Consider the following 17,467-nt stretch of genomic DNA (forward strand, 5'->3'; position numbering starts at 1 on the left):
GACGATGCCGCGTTATGACCACACCGACGTGTCCTTCGACGTGCCGCGCGACTGGGAGGACCGCTCGGTGGTGGTCTTCGCCGCGCCGGCGAAGCCCGGCCAGGGGATGATCTCCAACCTGGTCATGACGCGGGACACGCTGGCCGCGGGCGAGGACATCCGCGGTTACGGCGACCGGCAGCTCGTCGAGATGGCCCAGCGGCTCGACGGCTTCCAGCTCTACGCGCGGCAGGAGATCACCCTCGGCGGCCAGCCGGCCGTGGAGATCCGGTTCGCGTGGAGGGGGCAGAGCGGGCCGATCGAGCAGCGGCTCGTGTTCGTCGGGGGGCGTAAGCCGACGGTGCTCAGCTTCACCGCGACCATGCCGAAGAGCGAGGCCGCGCGGCTGAACCCGGTGTTCGATCGCATCCTCGCGAGCGTGAAGCTGGGCCAGGGCTGAGGGGCTGCGAGGCCGTGAGCGCCCTCGAAGCGGCCCGGATGGGCGATGAGATCGGCCACTCGTCCGCGTGGGCCGGCCTCATCGCGGGGGCGTGCGTCGGGCTCGCGATCGGCGGGGCGATCCTGTTCTCCGTGGTCACCGGCGGCGCCGGGGCGGTCCTCATCGGCGCGGCGGTCGCCGGCGGCGTCGGGCTCGGCGCCGGCGGCGCGCTGGCCGGCGCCGAGATCGGCAAGATGTTCGAGGGGTCCCCGTGCGGGGAGATCGCGACGGGATCGCCGGACACGCGCATCGAGGGGCGCGCCGCCGCGCGCGCGGAGCTCGACGTCCTCGAGCACGGCGGCAAGAAGGTGGCGCAGGGCAGCGCCACGGTCTTCGTCAACGGGAAGCACCTGGGCCGCAGGACCGAGAAGGCCCAGTGCGGCGGCGTCGTCAGCCAGGCGGCCGTCACCACGTTCATCGGCGGCGAGACGCTGACGCTCGTGCCCGTCGAGGAGGAGGTGCCGTCGTGGCTCCTCACGACCCTGCGATGGACCGCGCTGATCGCGGGCGGGGCGGCGCTCGTCCTGACGGGGGTGGGCGCCGGCGTCGTCGTCGCGGGGCTGGGGCTCGCCGGCTCGCTGGCCGGCGCGTTCGTTGGCGCGCACGTGGGCGAGGCGGTGGGCGGCCTCTTTGGCGAGCGCGCCGCGCGCGTCGGCGAGATCCTCGGCGAGTTCGGCGGCGGCCTCCTCGGGGGCATCGGCGCCGCGAAGCTCGGCGAGCGGTTCGGGTGGATCCGCCCGCCGGCCGCGGAGGAGGTCCCGCTCGGGCGGAAGGGGCCGCCGAGCCCGGAGGAGGTGACCCGGGCGCGCGCCTGGACCGACGAGCAGATGGCCGCGGGGCCCGCGGCCGATCCCGCGGCGGCCGCCAAGCTCGAGGCGAGGATCGCGGAGAACCGCGCGGCCTACGAGCGGGTGCAGCGCGGCGAGCTGGAGCACCCGAACACGACCCCCGAGCGGCTCAAGATGGCTGTCGAGGGCGACGCCGACGGCCAGCGCGTCCCGCTCACGTACAAGGATCGCGCGCAGTTCGACAGGCTGCAGTCGGACATCCGGAACGTCTTCGAGTCGGAGGGCATCACGGACGCGACGGTGAAGCAGCTCGGCTCGGCCACGGACGGGTTCAAGGGCAACCCGGACAAGCCCTTCGGGTTCTGGTCGCCAAAATCGGACACCGATTTCGCGATCCACAGCGACCAGGCGCTGGTCCAGGCGCAGCAGGCGGGCGCGCCGTACAACGCCAAATACGGCATCTTCAAGAACGGCGAGGCGCCGAGCGCGCTGAACCCGGAGGGGAAGCCGGGGCTTTCCAACACGTCGCTCGGGAGCAAGCTCAACGCGCTGGCAGAGCGGTGGAACGTGGAGATCTACGGTGAGCCCAACCCGAGCAACGGCGGCTTCGACTTCAAGCTCAACGGCCCGCGTGAGCCGAACGGCGACTTCCCGACGATCTATCGAGGCCCCAACGCGGTCGGCGCGACGCCCCCCGCCGCGCCGCAGGCGCCGACCGGCAGCGCCGGGACGGCCGGCGCGGGCGGGGCGGGCGTCTCGACCGATCCGCGGGACGGCGGCCGCTGAGGAGAGGTGATATGGGCAAGACGGCAAGCACGACGCTCGCGTGGTCCTTCAAGAGCGAGCTCTCCCAGGACGAGATGCTCCGGCGGCTCGACGAGCGGTGGCCTTCGGTGTGGGCGATCTCGGACAGCCACCATCATGGCGACTACGTCGCCGGCAAGCTCACGCCGGAGGCGGCGGCGCGCATCTACGAGGACGGCCCCAGGTTCGTTGTGCACCTGCGCTTCGCCTCGGCGAGCGGCGACGTGAAGCGGCAGCTCCTCGAGGCGCAGCAGCGGCTCATCGTCGAGGTGCTCCCGCTCGTCGGCGCGAGCGACGTCTGGCCGACGGAGCCGCTCGACTGACCTCAGTCCGACGTGCGCGCGGGCCGCAGCTCGTCCGCGGTGAAGACCCTCCCGAGCGCGACCGCCTTGAGCGCGTAGCGGCTCGGCTCGAGCTGATCCTGCCGGAGGTGCGCCTCCGCGAGGACGCGCACCTTCAGGCTCGTCATCAGGGGCAGCCGGTGCTCCAGGGCCTTCGGCAGGTAGAGCGGCAGCGCGCCCTGCCCGCCCGCCGCGAGCAGCGCGCGAATCCACGCGTCGCCGAGCACCTTGCGGGTCTGGTAGCGCCGCTGCTCGAGCAGGAGCCGCTCGGTGTGCGCCTCGATCTGGCCCGCCGGCAGCGAGCGGCTCGACTGCGCGAGGAGCTCCTTCAGCTGCTGGTTCAGCCGGTCCACGACGCCGGTCGAGCTCTGGAGGTAAGGCGACTTGAGCAGCTCCCCGATGGAGTCGAGGGCGTCCTTGAGCTGCTTGTCGGGGCCCGCGAGCGGCGCGACCACGGCGACGGTGGCCTTGAGCGCCTCGACCTCGTCGAACGGGAACCGCGCCTCGCCGGTCACGAGCACGAGCGGCGGCGTGAACCGCCGCCTGTCGCCGATCGACGCGAGGAGCGCCTGCGGCACGCCGCTCGGCTCGATCGGCGACCCGTCGGTGAGCACGCCGAGGACGTCGTGGCGGTCCTTGGCCGCGTCGTCGGCCGGCAGGTCGTAACGCGGGTCGAGCTCCTCGAAGTCGAGCTCGAGGATCAGGTCGCTCCACCGAGCGCGGACGCGCGGCAGCGCGGCGGGGTCGAACCAGAGCAGCTCGACGATGTCGTCGGCCGCGGGCCTCGGCGGCGACGCCCTGACCCTCGACGGGCGGTCGTCCTCGGCCGGGGCGGGCAGCGAGGCGCGGGCCGCGCTCTCGGCCGCCCCGAACTTCTGGCCCACCGTCATCGCCGGCGGCGCGTCGTTGGTTCCCCAGAGGCCTCGGCTCCCGGCGGGCGCCAAGGCGGGGGGCGGCGGCGCCAAGGCCGGGGGCGGCGGCGTCGCCGGCGCCTGATCGAGGGGGCCGGCCGGCGGAGACGGCGCGGACCACCGCGACGGCGGCGCCGCCATGAGCGCCCCGAGGTCGCCCTGGGCCGCGGGCGCGCGGAACGGGAGCCCGCCGCTCGGGGGGCTCGAGTGGGGCGCGCTGTCGGCCCCGCGCTCCTCCGTCTTCCAGGGCAGCACCGGAGCGTGCTCGGAGCGGAGCCCGGGGAGCTGCGTCTGCGACGTGCTCGGGGGGCGCGGCGCGACGTGCCCGGAGCTCGGGGGCACGGACCTCTCGGCCTCGCCGCGCGCGGTCTGCGGCGGCTCCAGGCTCACCACCACGCGCCCCTGCTCCTCCGGGTGCTCCAGCGCGATCTGCGCGCGCCAGGTCAGGGAGCAGCGCCCCCGCGCGGTGTCGACCCAGAGCGTGTCGCAGCGCAGGGGCACCGGTCGAGCGCCGCCTCGCCGGCCCTCGAGGGTCGCCGTCGGGCGGAGGCTGGGCAGCTGGGTGACGAGGCGCGGGTGCTCGGGGTGGAGGTTCTCGAGCACGAGGCGCTCGTCCTCGCGCAGCGACGGGAGCTGCTGATCGGGCGGGGCGATGTTGAAGTAGCCGGGGTCGAACCCGGCGGGCAGCGGCTTGCGGCTCCAGTCGCGGTGCGACCAGCCGGCCGCGTGGCGGCCGAGCTTCTCGACGCGCGACGGCCACGTCGGGGCGATCGGACCGAAGCCCGTGGGCTCGATCGCCTTGCCCGGATCGGAGACGAGCAGCCCCGGCGGCTGGAGGTTGGGCACGGCGATCTGCCCGTAGGCGTTCCGCGCGCCGGCGCTCAGCCCGGCCGGATTCCACGAGCCCGGCCCTCCGGCCGCGCGCTCGTAGACCAGCGGCATCTGCGCGAACGGCGGGCCCTCGTGGAGCGTCCCGTCCTGGGAGAAGATGCGGTCGCACCACACCTCGATCGACTTGTCCAGGTCGCCCACGGCGAGCCTGGCGACCAGCGAGCGCGCCGGCGCCTTGCCCGGCGCGTACGCGAAGCCGACGAGCACGACGTCGGCGCGCGGCTTCGCGGGCGCGAGATCGCTCGCCGACTGCAGGCTCCTCGACGGCGCGTCGTCCCACGCCGCGTCGTGGGGGGTCGGCGCCTCCTGGTCGGGGGCGAGCGGCGACTCGCCGGGGCGGAGCAGGAACGTCGCCTTGCAGACGACGGTGAGCACCCAGGAGCCCGCGGAGGGTTGCCAGAGGATCGACGCGACGGGGACGGGCGCGGCGGCGAATACGTTCATGGGGGAGGGGGAGTCTCCGGGGCGCGCTCGCGCCCGCTGGTTCACTGCGGCGTCGCGGCCCCGGGCGGCGCCGGCAGCTCGCGGGTGATCTCGCCCGCGTCGGCGCCCTCGGGCGGCGGCGGCTCCGACCCCGGCGCGAGCGGCGTGCCCTCCCAGGTCGCGCTCTTGTCCCGGCTCCCGTAGACGTACGGCGGGCGGGCCTCCAGCTCCCGCGCGATGCGGGCGAGCTCCTCGTCGAGGTAGCGCGGGTTCGCGGCCAGCCGCTCGCGGATGCCGCTGTTCAGGTAGCCGCGGATGTCGGGGCTCTCCGGGTAGTACTTCGTGAACACGTTGTACCGGAAGAGCGGCTTCAGCCGGTGCAGGTCCTTCGGCCCGCTCGGCAGCGGCAGGAGCTCGACGAAGCTCTTCCGCTTCGCCCGCTCCTCCAGCCGGTCGAGCACGAGCTGGAGGCTGTTCTCGAGCAGGTGCGGCGCGCAGTGATCCGCGAAATCGTCGTAGAGCAGCCGCAGGAGCGCCCGCGCCTCGTCGATCGGCAGCTGCGCCTGCCGCTCGCGGCCCATGCGCCGGACGAGGACCATGAACGGAGAAGGCTGGTTGCCCGTCGCCCGGATCTCCTCGGGATCGCGGAAGTCGGGCTGGCGGTAGGGGAAATGACGCGGGTTGATCGCGTCGAACCCGCCGCGGCCGTAGAACAGGATGCGCTGCCACGACAGGCGCTCTTCGGGGGTGAAGTACTCGACCTCGGCCGCGAGATCGAGGTTCATCCCGAAGTACTTGCCCGGGGCCGAGGGCGCGGGGAGCGTGATCTTCCCCATCGCGTGGAGGTCGGCGAGGTACTGCATGGCGAGCTCGACCGGGGCGATGCGCAGCCAGTACGACAGCACCGTCCCGCGCGCCTCGGGGATCATGAAGATGTGGGCGAGGTAGATGACGCAGAGATCCGGCGCGTACGCCGGATTGACGAGCACGGTCCCGTCGCGCACGCCGCGCACCTTTCCGTCCGCGTCTCGCGCCACGAGCAGGAAGTAGCGCATGTATGTGCCCGACGGCTCGGGCGTGAACGGGTCGTCCCGCAGGAACGCGTGGATCGCCTCCTTGCGCTCCATCTCTCCATGAGGCCCGAAGCAGTCCCAGAGGATCTGATACGCCGTGTCGAAGTCCGGGTCGGAAGGGTCCTCGATCGACCAGATCTGGTATTTGCGGGTTTCGCGCTCGATCATCTCCACCACGTCCTGGTGGAAGAGATCCTTCATGCAGAGCCGGACACGTCGCTTCAAGCAGGGCTCCTGGGGTCCATGGTGCCAGACGGAGCGTTCATCTGATAGGTAATCATCGTGACCCAGGCAGCTCTCGTCGACACCCGCACGCAGATCGATTCCGCTCGCTCCGTGTGGAGCGAGGCGGGCCCGGTCTATGAGCCCGCCCCGCCGCTCCGCGGGGACGCGGCGGCCGACGTGGCCATCGTCGGGGGCGGGTTCACCGGCGTCTCCACGGCATACCATCTAATCCGCCGATTTCCGAGCCTCCGCGTCATGATCCTCGAGGCGCGTCACCTCGCCAACGGCGCGAGCGGGCGCAACGGCGGGATGATGCTGAACTGGATTAACGGGGTGAGCTACCGCGAACCGGAGCTCACGCGCCGCGTCTACGAGGCGACGCGCGCGGGCATCGACGGCATCGTCGGGATGATCCAGGAGCACAATCTCCCGGTGCGCTACCGGCGCGACGGCTGCATGGAGGTGCTCACCGACGCGCGCCGGGCCGAGGCGGCGCACGCGCGGGCGGAGCAGCTCGCCGGGTGGGGCATTCCGCTACAGTACCTGGACGGCGCGGCGCTCGCGAAGCGGCTCGGCGTCCGCGGGGCGGCCGGGGCCGTGCTGGACGCGACCGAGGGGCAGCTCAACGGGGTCGACCTGCTGCGCGGCCTGCGCCCGCTGCTCCTCGGGTGTGGGGTCGCCCTCCACGAGGACACACCGGTGCTCCGGATCCAGGAGGGGCGCACGATCGAGCTGACCACGCCGGGCGGGGTCGTCCGGGCGTCGGCCATCGTGCTCGCCACGAACGGCTACACGCCGCGGCTCGGCTACTTCAAGACCGGCATCTTCCCGCTGCACTCGCACGTGATCGCGACCGAGCCGCTCGACGCCGAGGCGCGCGCCGCGCTCGGCTGGGGGCAGGTCGCCGGCTTCAGCGACGACCACGACCGGATCGCGTACGCCAGCATGACCCCCGCCGGCGAGCTCGTGTTCGGCGGGGGCAGCAACGCGGCGTACGCCTACCTCTATGGGAACAAGACCTCCTACCCCGGCTCACCCGACTCGGCCGGGAAGGCGTTCGAGGCGATCCGGCGCCGGCTGGTCGGCTACTTCCCCGCGGCCGAGCGGGTCCGGATCGCGCACCGCTGGACGGGCACGCTCGGCATCACGATGAGCCGGATCTGCAGCATGGGGGTGCGCGGCGAGCACCGGAACGTGTACTACGCGCTCGGCTACAGCGGCCACGGCGTGACGCTCGGCAACCTCGCGGGCCGCGTGCTCTGCGACATTTACGCGGGCGACGACGCGCGGTGGCGGGACCTGCCCTTCTACATGTACCCGCTCGGGGGGGTCCCGCCCGAGCCGATCCGCTGGCTCGGCTATCACGCCTACACCAAGCTGACGGGGCGCTCGCCGCGCAAGGCGGCGTGAGCGCGGCGCCCGCGCGGCGCCCGCGCAGGCGCGGGGCGCGCCGCGTCAGGCGCGCGCGCGCGGAGCGCTTGCGTGGCCGGAGCGCGGGGCGCTATTCGAAGCGGGGCCATGTTCTGCGCGCGCTGCCACCGGGAGTACGACGCGGGCCATCGCTTCTGCCCCTACGACGGCGCGGAGCTCGCCGAGGCGCGGCGCGTCGACCTGTTCCGGTACAAGCCGACCCGGCTGCGGGGGACGATCCTCGGGGAGCGCTACGAGGTGCGCGGCTACCTCGGCAAGGGCGCGATGGCGCGCGTCTACCTCGCGATCGAGATCGAGACCGGGCAGCCGGTCGCGATCAAGGTCCTGGAGGCGTTCGCGGCCCGGGCGGAGCGGACGCGCGAGCGGTTCGTGCGCGAGGCGCAGAGCGCCGCGAAGATCGGGCACCCGAACATCGTCAAGGTGCTCGACGCCGGCACGCGCGCCGCCGACGGCGCGCCGTACATCGTCATGGAGTACCTCTTCGGCGAGTCGCTCGGCGACTGGCTCCGGCGCGAGCGCCGCATGGAGGCGGACCTCGCCGTCCCGGTGCTCTCCCAGGCCGCGTCCGGGCTCGCCGCCGCGCACCGGGTCGGCATCATCCACCGCGACGTGAAGCCCGACAACCTCTACCTCGTCGGCGCGCAGGGCGACCCGTACGCGGTCAAGGTGCTCGATTTCGGCCTGGCGAAGATCCAGGACGCCGATCACATCACGGCGACCGGCACCGCGGTGGGCACGCTCGAGTACATGGCGCCCGAGCAGGTCGTGAGCGACAGGCCCGACGCCCGCACCGACGTCTACGGGCTCGGGGTCGTCATGTTCCGGACCTTCACCGGCGAGCTCCCGTTCCCGCGCTCGGAGCAGTCCGAGCTCCTCGCCCGGCAGCTCGTGACCCCGCCGCCCCGCCCCTCGGAGAAGCGGAAGAGCATCGACCCGCAGCTCGAGTCGGTGATCCTGAAGGCGATCCGCAAGCGCCCGGAGAACCGCTATCCCTCGATGGAGGCGTTCCTGGAGGACCTCGAGCGCCTCGCGGGCGAGCGGGACGGGCCGCTCTCGGCGGACGAGCCGCTCCCCGAGCCGGACGACGTCTACGTCCCGCAGGGATCGTTTGCCAGGAACGCGGCGATCTACTTCTATAGGCGGCTCGGCATGGAAGCCCCACGCTTCGACTGAACCGAACACCACCTCCCGCGGGCGCTTCCCGCCACCCAGGAGATCCGTATTGCCATGGCCTACTCTGCTGCATTCCGATGTCTGACCGGCTGTCCCGGCAGCTACCCGCTGACGCAGCCCCTCTACCGTTGCCCGACCTGCGGCGGCCTGCTCGACGTCGCGCACGACATCGACGCGCTCCGCGACCGGAGCCCCGCGACGTGGATGAAGCTCTTCGACGAGCGCTACAAGCGCACGGTGTGGCCCTACGGCTCCGGGGTCTGGGGCAAGCGGGAGTGGGTCGCGCCCCAGGTCCCGGACGAGGCCATCGTGTCGATGGATGAGGGCGGCACGAACCTCTTCTGGGCGGACCGCTACGGCCGCTCGCTCGGGCTCGACGACGTCTGGGTGAAGCTCTGCGGCAACAGCCATACGGGGTCGTTCAAGGACCTCGGGATGACGGTGCTCGTCTCGGTGGTGAACAAGGCGATCCGCGAGGGCCTCGAGGTGCGCGCGATCGCCTGCGCGTCGACGGGGGACACGTCGGCCTCGCTCGCGGCGTACGGCGCGGCGGCCGGCCTGCCCGTGGTCGTGCTGCTGCCGCGGGGCAAGGTGTCGATGGCGCAGCTGGTGCAGCCGATCGCGTCGGGGGCCCTGGTGCTCTCGCTCGACACGGACTTCGACGGCTGCATGGCCATCGTGCAGCGGCTCTCGGCCGACGGCGTGGTCTACCTGGCGAACTCGATGAACGCCCTGCGCCTCGAGGGCCAGAAGACCGTGGCCATCGAGATCGTGCAGCAGTTCGACTGGACCTTGCCCGACTGGGTCGTCCTGCCGAGCGGCAACCTGGGCAACGCCTACGCGCTCTACGCCGGCTTCAAGATGCTGAAGGACCTCGGCCTGACGACGCGCTTCCCGCGCCTGTGCGTGGCGCAGTCGGCGCGGGCCAACCCGCTCTACCGGGCGTGGGCCGAGGGGCGCAGCGAGGTCGTGCCGATGAAGGCGGGCGAGACGCTGGCGAGCGCGATCCAGATCGGCAACCCGGTGAGCGCGCCGCGGGCGATGATGGCGCTCCAGGCGATGAACGGGGTCGCGGAGGAGGTGACCGAGGACGAGCTCTGCGACGCGGCGGCGCGCGCCGACCGGACCGGGATGTACACCTGCCCGCACACGGCGGTCGCCCTCGCCGCGCTGGAGAAGCTCGTGAAGAAGGGCCTCGTCGAGAAGCGCCAGCGGGTCGTCGTGGTCTCGACCGCGAACGGCCTCAAGTTCACGGAGTTCAAGGTGAAATACCACGAGCGCGCGCTCCCCGACGTGACGAGCCGGCTCGCCAACCCGCCGGTCGAGCTGCCGCCCGACTACGACCGCGTCCTCGCCGCGCTGGACAAACACGCCAAACACACCGCGCAGACCGGCAAGAAGGGTTGAGCGGCGCCGGCCCGCGGAGGCGCTGAGCGGCCGCGGCGTGCGTGGATCGGCGCGCCCGCCGACGTGGATCGGCGCGCCCGCCGATCGGGGGGCGGCGGGGGCTGGACTGGAGGCTGGACGGAGGGCTGGCGGGCCCGCGCGGGACAGCGGCGCGGGCGCGCCTTGACGCGCTCGATCCCCCCGGCATCCTCGTCCGGCAGAGGCCTCCGTGGACATCCGCCACCGCACGCTGCTCTCGTTCGCCCCGCTCCTGACGGTGGCGGTCGCGCTGGCGGTCTTCCTCCCCCTGGTCAACGCGACGCTCTCGCGGATCTCCGCGCAGCAGCTCGCTCTCCTCGGCGATCTCGTCGACCTGCAGGACATGGAGCTCGCGGTGATCACCCAGCGCGAGACCGTCGGCGAGGCGCTGCGCGGGCTCGACGTCTCGCCGTACACGACCGATGACGCGTCCCGCCGGGACCAGACGCTCGTCCATTTCAACCGCGCGCGGGGCGAGCGGGGCTCGCCGCAAGAGCGGCTGTGGCAGCACCTCGGCGCGGTGTACGCGGAGCTCGACGCGCAGCACGCGGCGATCTTCGACGCGATGCAGGAGGGCGACGCGGCGCGGGCGACGTCGGTGTTCTACGGCGAGGCCCAGGAGCTGACCTTCGTGCTCCTCTCGAGCGCGCGGGCGGGCCAGGCGCAGCACAAGGAGGCGCTGAGCGAGCTCGAGGCGAGGGGCCGCACGCTCAAGCAGCGCGCCCTGATCGGGCTCGCCGCGGGCGTGGGCGGCAGCATCCTCCTGGCGCTGACCTTCGGCTGGCTCCTGAGCCGCGAGATCGTGCGCCCCATCGAGCGCCTCGCCGCGGACGCCGCGCGCTACGCCTCGGGCGACGTCTCCGGGGAGCTCAGCCCCGCCGGAAAGATAAAGCAAATCAAGCGCTTGCGAGACGCCTTCCAGCACCTGCTCGGCGTCACCCTGGCGCGGCAGGACCGGCTCCAGCAGGCGTACGCGGACGTCTCGGACCGGGCGGCCCGCGAGCAGCAGCTCCGGGAGACGGTGCAGGCCCTCAACGAGGATCTGGAGCGCGCCAAGGGCGAGCTGGAGCGGCGCGTGGCGGAGCGGACCGCGGAGCTGCTCGTGGCCAACGAGCGGCTCCAGGTCGAGCTCGCCGAGCGCGGCCGCGCGGAGGCGGCGCTGAAGGCGAGCGAGGAGCAGCTCAGGCAGCTGAACGAGGCGCTGGAGCAGCGGGTCGTCGAGCGGACGGCGGAGCTCGCGGCGGCCCAGCGCCAGGTCCTCGACACGGCGAGGCGCGCCGGCATGGCGGAGATCGCCACGAACGTGGTGCACAACATCGGCAACGTGCTGAACACCGTCAACGTGTCCGCCAAGCTCATCGGGGAGGAGCTCGGCGGCCTCAAGCTGGAGAAGCTCGAGCGGGCGGCGCAGCTCCTTGCGAGCCACCGGGAGGACCCCGGGCGGTTCCTCACCGAGGACGAGCGCGGGCGGCACCTCATCGCCTACCTGGAGGCGCTGTCCGCCGCGCTGGAGGGCGATCGGCGGCGCATCCTGCGCTACGTGGACCAGCTCGAAAAGAGCGTCGACCACATCAAGGACATCGTCCGGACGCAGCAGACCTACGCCGGCACCACCGCGGTGGTCGAGCCGGTGCAGCTCTCGGAGCTCCTGGAGGACGCCCTCCGGATGAACGACGCGGCGCTCTCGCGCCCGCACCTCAAGGTCGTGCGAGAGCTCGCGTGCCCGCGCCCGGTCTACGTCGACAAGCACAAGCTCTTGCAGATCCTGATGAACCTCATCAGCAACGCGAAGCACGCGATGGACGAGCTGCCCGGCAGGGAGCACGAGCTCACGCTGCGGGTCGAGGCGCGCGGGGCGGGCAGGGACGGCGCGGTGCGGATCTGCGTGCAGGACACGGGGGTGGGCATCGCGAAGGAGCACCTGACGCGGATCTTCTCCCACGGGTTCACGACGCGCAGCGGCGGCCACGGCTTCGGGCTGCACAGCTGCGCGCTCGCCGCCGAGGAGATGAGCGGGGTGCTGTCGGCGACGAGCGACGGCGTGGGGCGCGGGGCCACCTTCACGCTCGAGCTCCCGGTGCGGCTCGGGGGCGCCGCCGCCGAGCGCGCGGCGGGGCCGTGAGCGGCCGGCGTCGCGCGGCCGCCGCCCGCTACCCGCGCCGCCGCGCGCGGCGCCGCCTCGGCCTGCCGCGGGCGCCCGCGGACGTCATCGCCTCGGCGATGCCGTTCTGCAGGGTGTTGTGCGTGACGATCCCGCTCAGGTCGACGCCGAGCTCGACGAGCGTCGTGGCCACGTCGGGGCTCAGGCCCGTGATGATCACCTCCGAGCCGAGCAGGCGCACCGCGGTGGCGGCGCTCAGGAGCTCGTCGGCGCACTGGCCGTCGATCTGCGGCACCCCGGTGATGTCGAGGATCGCGACGCGCGCGCGGCGGGACGCGACGCCGCGGACCAGCGTCTCCTGCACGCGGCGCGCCCGCTGCGCGTCGAGGGCGCCGACGAGCGGCATCACGACGATGTCGTCGCTGATGGGGATGAGCGGGGTCGACAGGGCCGCGAGCATCTCGTTCTGCGCCCGCAGCGCCTCCTCGCGGGCGCGCCGCGCCTCGGTCTCCGCCGCCGCGCGCTTGCGCTCGGTGACGTCCCGCACGATCACGACCGCCTCGGCGCGGTCGCTGCCGGCGATCCGGACCTCGTAGTCGCGCGTGCCCTCGCGGACCTGCTCCTGGTACTCGAAGACGTGCGTCGCCTCGTCGGCGAGCGCCCGGCCGACGAGCTCGGTGATCTGCTCCGCCACGCCGGCGGGGAACACGTCGGCGACGTGCCGGTGCAGGAAGTCCTCGGCGCGGAGCGACGGCCTCGACTCCCGGGACGCCTTGAAGTCGAGGCAGATGCCGTCGCTGCTGAGCCGGAGGATCGTGTCGGGGATGGCGTAGAGCAGCGCGCGGTTGTTCGCCTCGCTCCGGCGCAGGGCGGCCTCGACGCGCTTGCTGCCGATGAAGTGTCCGGCCTTGGCGGCGATCGCGAGCAGCACGTCGAGCAGCCCCGGGTCGGGCTCGCGCGGCTCGGCGTCCATGAGCTCCAGCACCGCCGCGACCTGCGCGTCGGCGCGGACCGCGATGGGGAGCTCGACCGCGAAGCGGAGGCCGGCGCCGCGCGCCGCCAGCGCGCGCGGGTCGTCCTCGACCGCGTCGAGGTCGCAGAACCAGGTCGGCTCCCCCTGGGCGAGCGCGCGGCCGGGCAGCCCCGCGTCGAGGGCGAGCTGCGCGCCCCGGGTCGCCGCCTCGAGCGCGGCGGCGTCGTCGGGCGCGGCGCTCCACGTGTGCTCGCAGCGCAGGCCGCCGCTCTCGCCGTCGCCGAGCCACAGGGCGGCGAACCGGAAGCCGAGCGTCTCCCCGAGCGCGCCGAGGAGCGCGAGGATGCCCTCGGACAGCGTCGTCGACTCGACGAGGATCCTCGTCACCGTGTACTGCGCCGACACCTTGTGGTTCGCCTCGGACAGGGCACGGCGCTGGTTCCACTTCTCGGTGAGCGCGTAGGCCATCTGCCGGACCTCGTTCGGGTCGAACGGCTTGGCGAGGATGAGCAGGTTGTCGGTGTTCCCGAACCGGGTGGCGATCTCCTCCCAGGAGTAATCCGAGTACGCCGAGCAGATGACCGCCTGGATGGCGCCGTCCTCCTGCCAGATGCGCGAGAGCGTCTCGATGCCGTCCCACCCCGGCGGCATGCGCACGTCGACGAAGGCGAGGGCGTACGGCGCGCCGCGCTGCCGCGCCTCGCGGACCTTCTCCAGCCCCTCGGCGCCCTGGGTCGCGGTCGTGAGCTCGAACCTCACCGGCCGCCGGCCGGGCGGCTCGCGGAACAGCGCCGACTCGAGGCGGTCGAAGGTCGACGCCTCCGCGTCGGACCGGAGGATCCTGCGGAAATCCTCGTGGATGGCCTCGTTGTCGTCGATCAGCAGAATGCGCCGGTTCTGCTGCCACCTGGGGTCCCGCATGGCCTCTTCCTCGGAGCGTGAATCCAGGTCCTACCCGTCCCTGGAGCGTGAGGTCCAGGTCCTACTCGCCCCTGGCGCGTGAGGTCCAGGCCCTATTCCGGCGGCGGCGGGTCGCCCTCGGCCGGCGGAGCGGGCGTCGGCCGCGCCCGCGGCTCGGGCGACTCGTCCTCGGTGGACGGCGGCGGCGGCATCGGCGGGGGCATCGCCGGCGGCGGGCTCCCCTGCTCCTCGCTGTCCCGCGCCGGGGCCTCCGAGGGGCCGAGGGGCAGGTTGACGCCGCCGGGCTTCCTCGTGGTCGCGGCCGAGCTCGGCGCGTCGGCCTTGCCGCGGCCCCGCGCCGCGGGCGAGTCGGCGGCGTGCGGATCGAACCGCGGCCGCTTCAGCACGCCGTGGACGTGCCAGCCGTAGAAGCCGTCCGAGCGCTTCGACCGCTTCATCTTGGGCTGCTGCATCTCGATCAGCCCGGGCACGTTCGACCCCGGCGCGCCGAGCAGCGACTTGGTGAGGTCGTTCTTCGACCGGTAGGCGTCGTTGAACTTGAAGCGCACGTAGAGGTCCGCCGTGGAGTTGTTCCACGGCTCGCGCATGGTGACCTTGCCGTCGCCGTCGAGCTCGAGGTCCTGGCCGTTCGCGGACATCTTCGTGACCTTGAGGACGCCGTCCTTCGCCTCGGCCGACAGGACGAGCTCGCCCAGCTTGGCCTCGGGCAGCGCGATGAGCCCCTGGATCTTCGTCTTGCCGTCGCCGACCGAGACCTCCTTGGCCGAGACCTCGAGCGCGCCGCTCGCCTTGTTGAACTTGCCGTCGGGCGCGCTGAGATCGAGGTTCGCGCTCAGCGTGCCGGCGATCGGCAGGCCGAGGATGTCCCCGAGCGGCCCCACCTGCGCGAGCTCCACGTCCGCGACCTCGACGTGCACGTCGCCGCCCGACTTGCCCATCGGGACCACGCCCTCGACCTCCCCGCCGAACACGCTCGCCCAGAACGAGACCCGCATCCGCCCGATCAGGAGGGGCAGGATCTTCACCCGGGCGTGCGCCTCCTCGATCTCGATGACGCTCGGCTTCGGCGCGCTGTCCTTGGCGGCGTCGCCCGAGGTGGAGGTGAAGGCGGCGGCGCCGGTCGGCCTGCCCGAGCCGGGCTCGTTCGGCGGCAGGATGAGCCGCACGCCCTTCATCTCCACGCCCGTGAACCAGTACGCGTCGAGCTCGTCGATCTCGAGGCGCTGCGGCGGGCCGGAGCCCCGCTTCTGCTGCGCGCGATCGAACTCGGCGATCAGCCGGTCCTTGAGCCGGTCGTACGGGAACGTGAGGTAGCCGAAGAGGCCCAGGCAGAAGAGGTAAAAGAGCGGGTAGGCCGCCCACTTCGCGATCTTGACGAGCCGCGCCTTCATGGCTCTTGCTCCTCCTGCTCGTCGGCGGCCGGCGGCGCGGACGGCGCGGGGCTCGCCGGCTGGGGGTCGCCCTTCCGGTCGAACGCGGAGACGCCGAGCTCCACCTCGTACGAGTCCGGCTCGCCGGCGCGCGGCTTGATGTTCAGCTTCGTCACCGCGACCGGGTGGCCCGAGGTCTCGATGCGCTCGAGCATCTTGGCGAGGCCGAGCATCCCGATCCTGTGCATCTTCACCACCGTGACCCGCTCGGTGTACTTCTTGCCGTGCGGGACGTCGGGGCGATCCTGCGACTCGGCCGCGGTGAGCCCCTGCTGCTTCGCCGCGTCCTCGATGAAGCCGGCGAGGGCCGGCGCCGGCCGCGCGTAGCGCGCGAGCAGCGCGTCCTTCTGCGCCTTCCGCTCGCTGACCTTCCCCGAGGCCTCGTAGATCTGCTGGAGCAGGTCGCGGATCTCCTGGTTGTCGGCGCGCCTGCCGGAGGCGATGCTCGCGAGCCCGATCGGCACGGCCAGGAACACGAGCACCCCCAGGAATCCGACGAGGAGGGTGAGGAGCCGGCGCTCGCGCGGCTCCAGCTTGTCGAGTCGCTCGCGGAGCGTCATCGCGATCCCTCTGGCTTCTCCGGCGCGCCCGCCGAGGCGCTGTCCGCCGCGTCGGCGCCGGTCTTCTTCTTCTTCTTGTCCTCGCACTTGAGATCCAGCTCGAGGACGTACTTGTGCTTGCCCTCCGTGAACTGGCTCGTCCGCCCGACCTTCACGTCGCGGAAGCAGCGGTGTTCCTTCATGTGATCCGCGATGATCTGCGCGTCCGACACCGACGGGACGACGCCCTGGAGGGTCACGTGCCCGCGGTTCACGTCGAGCTCGAGCACGTCGTGGGTGATCTCCTTCGGCACGGCCTTCGAGAGCTGCACCATGACGTCGAAGGCGTCGACGCGGGGCATCGGGTCCTCGTCGGCCGCGCCGGGGCCCTGGTCGAGCAGCTCGCGGGCCCTCACCGGGTCGCTCGTCTCCTCGCCGAGCACGTCGTGCGAGGCGGTCGCGAGCGAGGCGAGCAGGAGCTCCCGCTCGGTGCTCAGGGTGCGCAGCTCCGCGACGATGGAGAACCCGAAGCTCAGCGCGATGACGGTGCCGAGGCCGGCGAGGATCGGGATCTTCTCGCGCAGGAACGGGTAGCTGCGCTCGGCCTCGAGCGCGCCCTTCCTCAGGTTGAACCCCTTGGTCTTCGGCGTCAGCCCGAGCGCCAGCCCGAGCGCCTTGGCGAAGCGGGGCAGCGCCGCGGCCTGCTCCGGCGTGAGCCCTTCGACCCGAGGGGCCGGCAGCGGCAGGATCGTGAGGCCGAGCTGGGTGGACAGGAACACCTCGGCGCCCTGCGCGCTCGCGCCGCCGCCGACGAGGTACATCCCGGCGAGCGGCTCGCCGCCGAGGTTGCGCCAGGCCGCGAGCGTCTGGCGGAGCTCGCGCGCGAGCGCCGGCGCCGTGCCGGGGAGCCCGGCCGTCCCCCGCGACAGCGTCCGGGCGAAGACCGGCTCCCCGGCGGAGAGGATCACGATCTCGGACGTGAGGTGGTCGAGGTCGAGCAGCGCGATCGGCACGCTCGCGCCGGCGGGCGAGGGCGAGGCGAGCTCCGGCATCACGGCCTCGAGGTTGGCGAGCGCCACCGCGCCGAGCGCGACGCGCTCCGGCTCGAAGCCGAGCGCCTCCTTCACGACGGCGATGCGCTCGCGCACGTCGTCGGCGCGCGCGATGGCGGCGAAGACCGGCAGCGTCTCGACGCTGGGCGGCCGCTTGAGCAGGCGGTAGTCGAAGACCGCGTCCTCCATCTCGAACGGCACCGTGGCCTCGAGCTCGAAGCCGAGGACGTTCTCGACCTCCTTCTGCGCGGCCGCGGGCAGGTCGAGGCGGCGGTAGAACGACTTCTCCCCGGAGATCGCGATCGCGGCGGCGTCGGGGCGGAGGAGCCCCACCGCGGCGCGGATCGCCTCGGCCTCGGAGACCGCGTCCGTGATGGGCGCCTCGCCGAGCGCCTCGACGAAGACCTTCCTGTACGAGGTGCGGATGAGCGCCGTCCGCACCACGGATTTCCCAGCATCTATCCCGAGCAGCCTGTGCATTTCCGCGC

General features: G+C 72.8%; 13 protein-coding genes. 7 read left to right on the top strand and 6 right to left on the bottom strand.

Features of this window, described 5'->3' with window-relative positions; translation table 11 throughout:
- Positions 1 to 4: 4 nt before the first annotated feature.
- The 3 genes from WMF26_RS50390 to WMF26_RS50400 are packed head-to-tail and all read left to right on the top strand — an operon-like array spanning position 5 to position 2,393.
- Positions 5 to 439, top strand: a complete 435-nt coding sequence (locus tag WMF26_RS50390) for a DcrB-related protein (RefSeq protein ID WP_148314644.1) — start codon at positions 5 to 7, stop codon at positions 437 to 439.
- Positions 440 to 453: 14 nt separating this feature from the next.
- Positions 454 to 2,052 carry a PAAR domain-containing protein gene (locus WMF26_RS50395; RefSeq protein ID WP_437998519.1) on the top strand — a complete coding sequence of 533 codons (1,599 nt, stop codon included), beginning with the start codon at positions 454 to 456 and terminating at the stop codon, positions 2,050 to 2,052.
- Positions 2,053 to 2,063: 11 nt separating this feature from the next.
- Positions 2,064 to 2,393 carry a hypothetical protein gene (locus WMF26_RS50400; protein ID WP_437998520.1) on the top strand — a complete coding sequence of 110 codons (330 nt, stop codon included), beginning with the start codon at positions 2,064 to 2,066 and terminating at the stop codon, positions 2,391 to 2,393.
- A 2-nt stretch (positions 2,394 to 2,395) separates the two neighbouring features.
- Here WMF26_RS50400 and WMF26_RS50405 read toward each other — a convergent pair whose 3' ends face one another.
- Complete coding sequence (locus WMF26_RS50405; protein WP_437998521.1) at positions 2,396 to 4,657, bottom strand: DUF2169 family type VI secretion system accessory protein; 2,262 nt, start codon at positions 4,655 to 4,657, stop codon at positions 2,396 to 2,398.
- Between the two features lie 41 nt (positions 4,658 to 4,698).
- A complete protein-coding gene (locus tag WMF26_RS50410; RefSeq protein WP_437998522.1) occupies positions 4,699 to 5,934 on the bottom strand; it encodes a hypothetical protein in 1,236 nt (411 codons plus the stop codon).
- 57 nt (positions 5,935 to 5,991) lie between these two features.
- Between WMF26_RS50410 and WMF26_RS50415 the strand changes: the two genes are divergently transcribed.
- The 4 genes from WMF26_RS50415 (at position 5,992) to WMF26_RS50430 (ending at position 12,085) form a co-directional block, all read left to right on the top strand.
- Positions 5,992 to 7,344, top strand: coding sequence for an NAD(P)/FAD-dependent oxidoreductase (locus tag WMF26_RS50415; protein ID WP_437998523.1), 1,353 nt, complete (start codon positions 5,992 to 5,994; stop codon positions 7,342 to 7,344).
- A 108-nt stretch (positions 7,345 to 7,452) separates the two neighbouring features.
- On the top strand, positions 7,453 to 8,538 hold the full coding sequence (locus tag WMF26_RS50420) for a serine/threonine-protein kinase (protein ID WP_437953171.1): 1,086 nt from the start codon (positions 7,453 to 7,455) through the stop codon (positions 8,536 to 8,538).
- A 54-nt stretch (positions 8,539 to 8,592) separates the two neighbouring features.
- Positions 8,593 to 9,945, top strand: coding sequence for a threonine synthase (gene thrC / locus WMF26_RS50425; protein WP_061623896.1), 1,353 nt, complete (start codon positions 8,593 to 8,595; stop codon positions 9,943 to 9,945).
- Between the two features lie 208 nt (positions 9,946 to 10,153).
- Entirely contained in the window at positions 10,154 to 12,085 is a 1,932-nt protein-coding gene (locus tag WMF26_RS50430; protein WP_437998524.1) for a sensor histidine kinase, read from the top strand.
- Between the two features lie 28 nt (positions 12,086 to 12,113).
- Here WMF26_RS50430 and WMF26_RS50435 read toward each other — a convergent pair whose 3' ends face one another.
- From WMF26_RS50435 to pilM, 4 genes are all read right to left on the bottom strand, one after another.
- Positions 12,114 to 13,958 (bottom strand): STAS domain-containing protein, encoded by a 1,845-nt coding sequence (locus WMF26_RS50435; protein ID WP_437998525.1) that lies wholly within the window; start codon positions 13,956 to 13,958, stop codon positions 12,114 to 12,116.
- Positions 13,959 to 14,050: 92 nt separating this feature from the next.
- Positions 14,051 to 15,349 carry a type II secretion system protein GspN gene (gene gspN / locus WMF26_RS50440; protein WP_437998526.1) on the bottom strand — a complete coding sequence of 433 codons (1,299 nt, stop codon included), beginning with the start codon at positions 15,347 to 15,349 and terminating at the stop codon, positions 14,051 to 14,053.
- On the bottom strand, positions 15,346 to 15,948 hold the full coding sequence (gene gspM, locus WMF26_RS50445; RefSeq protein WP_437998527.1) for a type II secretion system protein GspM: 603 nt from the start codon (positions 15,946 to 15,948) through the stop codon (positions 15,346 to 15,348). The genes gspN and gspM overlap by 4 nt, the downstream gene beginning before the upstream one ends.
- A complete protein-coding gene (gene pilM, locus WMF26_RS50450; protein WP_437998528.1) occupies positions 15,945 to 17,459 on the bottom strand; it encodes a type IV pilus biogenesis protein PilM in 1,515 nt (504 codons plus the stop codon). Before pilM ends, gspM begins: the two co-directional genes overlap by 4 nt.
- Between the last annotated feature and the right edge of the window lie 8 nt (positions 17,460 to 17,467).

This window comes from Sorangium sp. So ce185, assembly GCF_051526825.1.
GTDB classification, from domain to species: domain Bacteria; phylum Myxococcota_A; class Polyangia; order Polyangiales; family Polyangiaceae; genus Sorangium; species Sorangium cellulosum_D.

What these genes read in the sequence shown, in the direction of transcription:
- WMF26_RS50390 (WP_148314644.1), top strand. Translation starts at nt 5, where the DNA reads ATGCCGCGTTATGACCACACCGACGTGTCCTTCGACGTGCCGCGCGAC.
- WMF26_RS50400 (WP_437998520.1), top strand. Translation starts at nt 2,064, where the DNA reads ATGGGCAAGACGGCAAGCACGACGCTCGCGTGGTCCTTCAAGAGCGAG.
- WMF26_RS50405 (WP_437998521.1), bottom strand. Translation starts at nt 4,657, where the DNA reads ATGAACGTATTCGCCGCCGCGCCCGTCCCCGTCGCGTCGATCCTCTGG.
- WMF26_RS50420 (WP_437953171.1), top strand. Translation starts at nt 7,453, where the DNA reads ATGTTCTGCGCGCGCTGCCACCGGGAGTACGACGCGGGCCATCGCTTC.
- thrC (WP_061623896.1), top strand. Translation starts at nt 8,593, where the DNA reads ATGGCCTACTCTGCTGCATTCCGATGTCTGACCGGCTGTCCCGGCAGC.
- WMF26_RS50435 (WP_437998525.1), bottom strand. Translation starts at nt 13,958, where the DNA reads ATGCGGGACCCCAGGTGGCAGCAGAACCGGCGCATTCTGCTGATCGAC.
- gspN (WP_437998526.1), bottom strand. Translation starts at nt 15,349, where the DNA reads ATGAAGGCGCGGCTCGTCAAGATCGCGAAGTGGGCGGCCTACCCGCTC.
- gspM (WP_437998527.1), bottom strand. Translation starts at nt 15,948, where the DNA reads ATGACGCTCCGCGAGCGACTCGACAAGCTGGAGCCGCGCGAGCGCCGG.
- pilM (WP_437998528.1), bottom strand. Translation starts at nt 17,459, where the DNA reads ATGCACAGGCTGCTCGGGATAGATGCTGGGAAATCCGTGGTGCGGACG.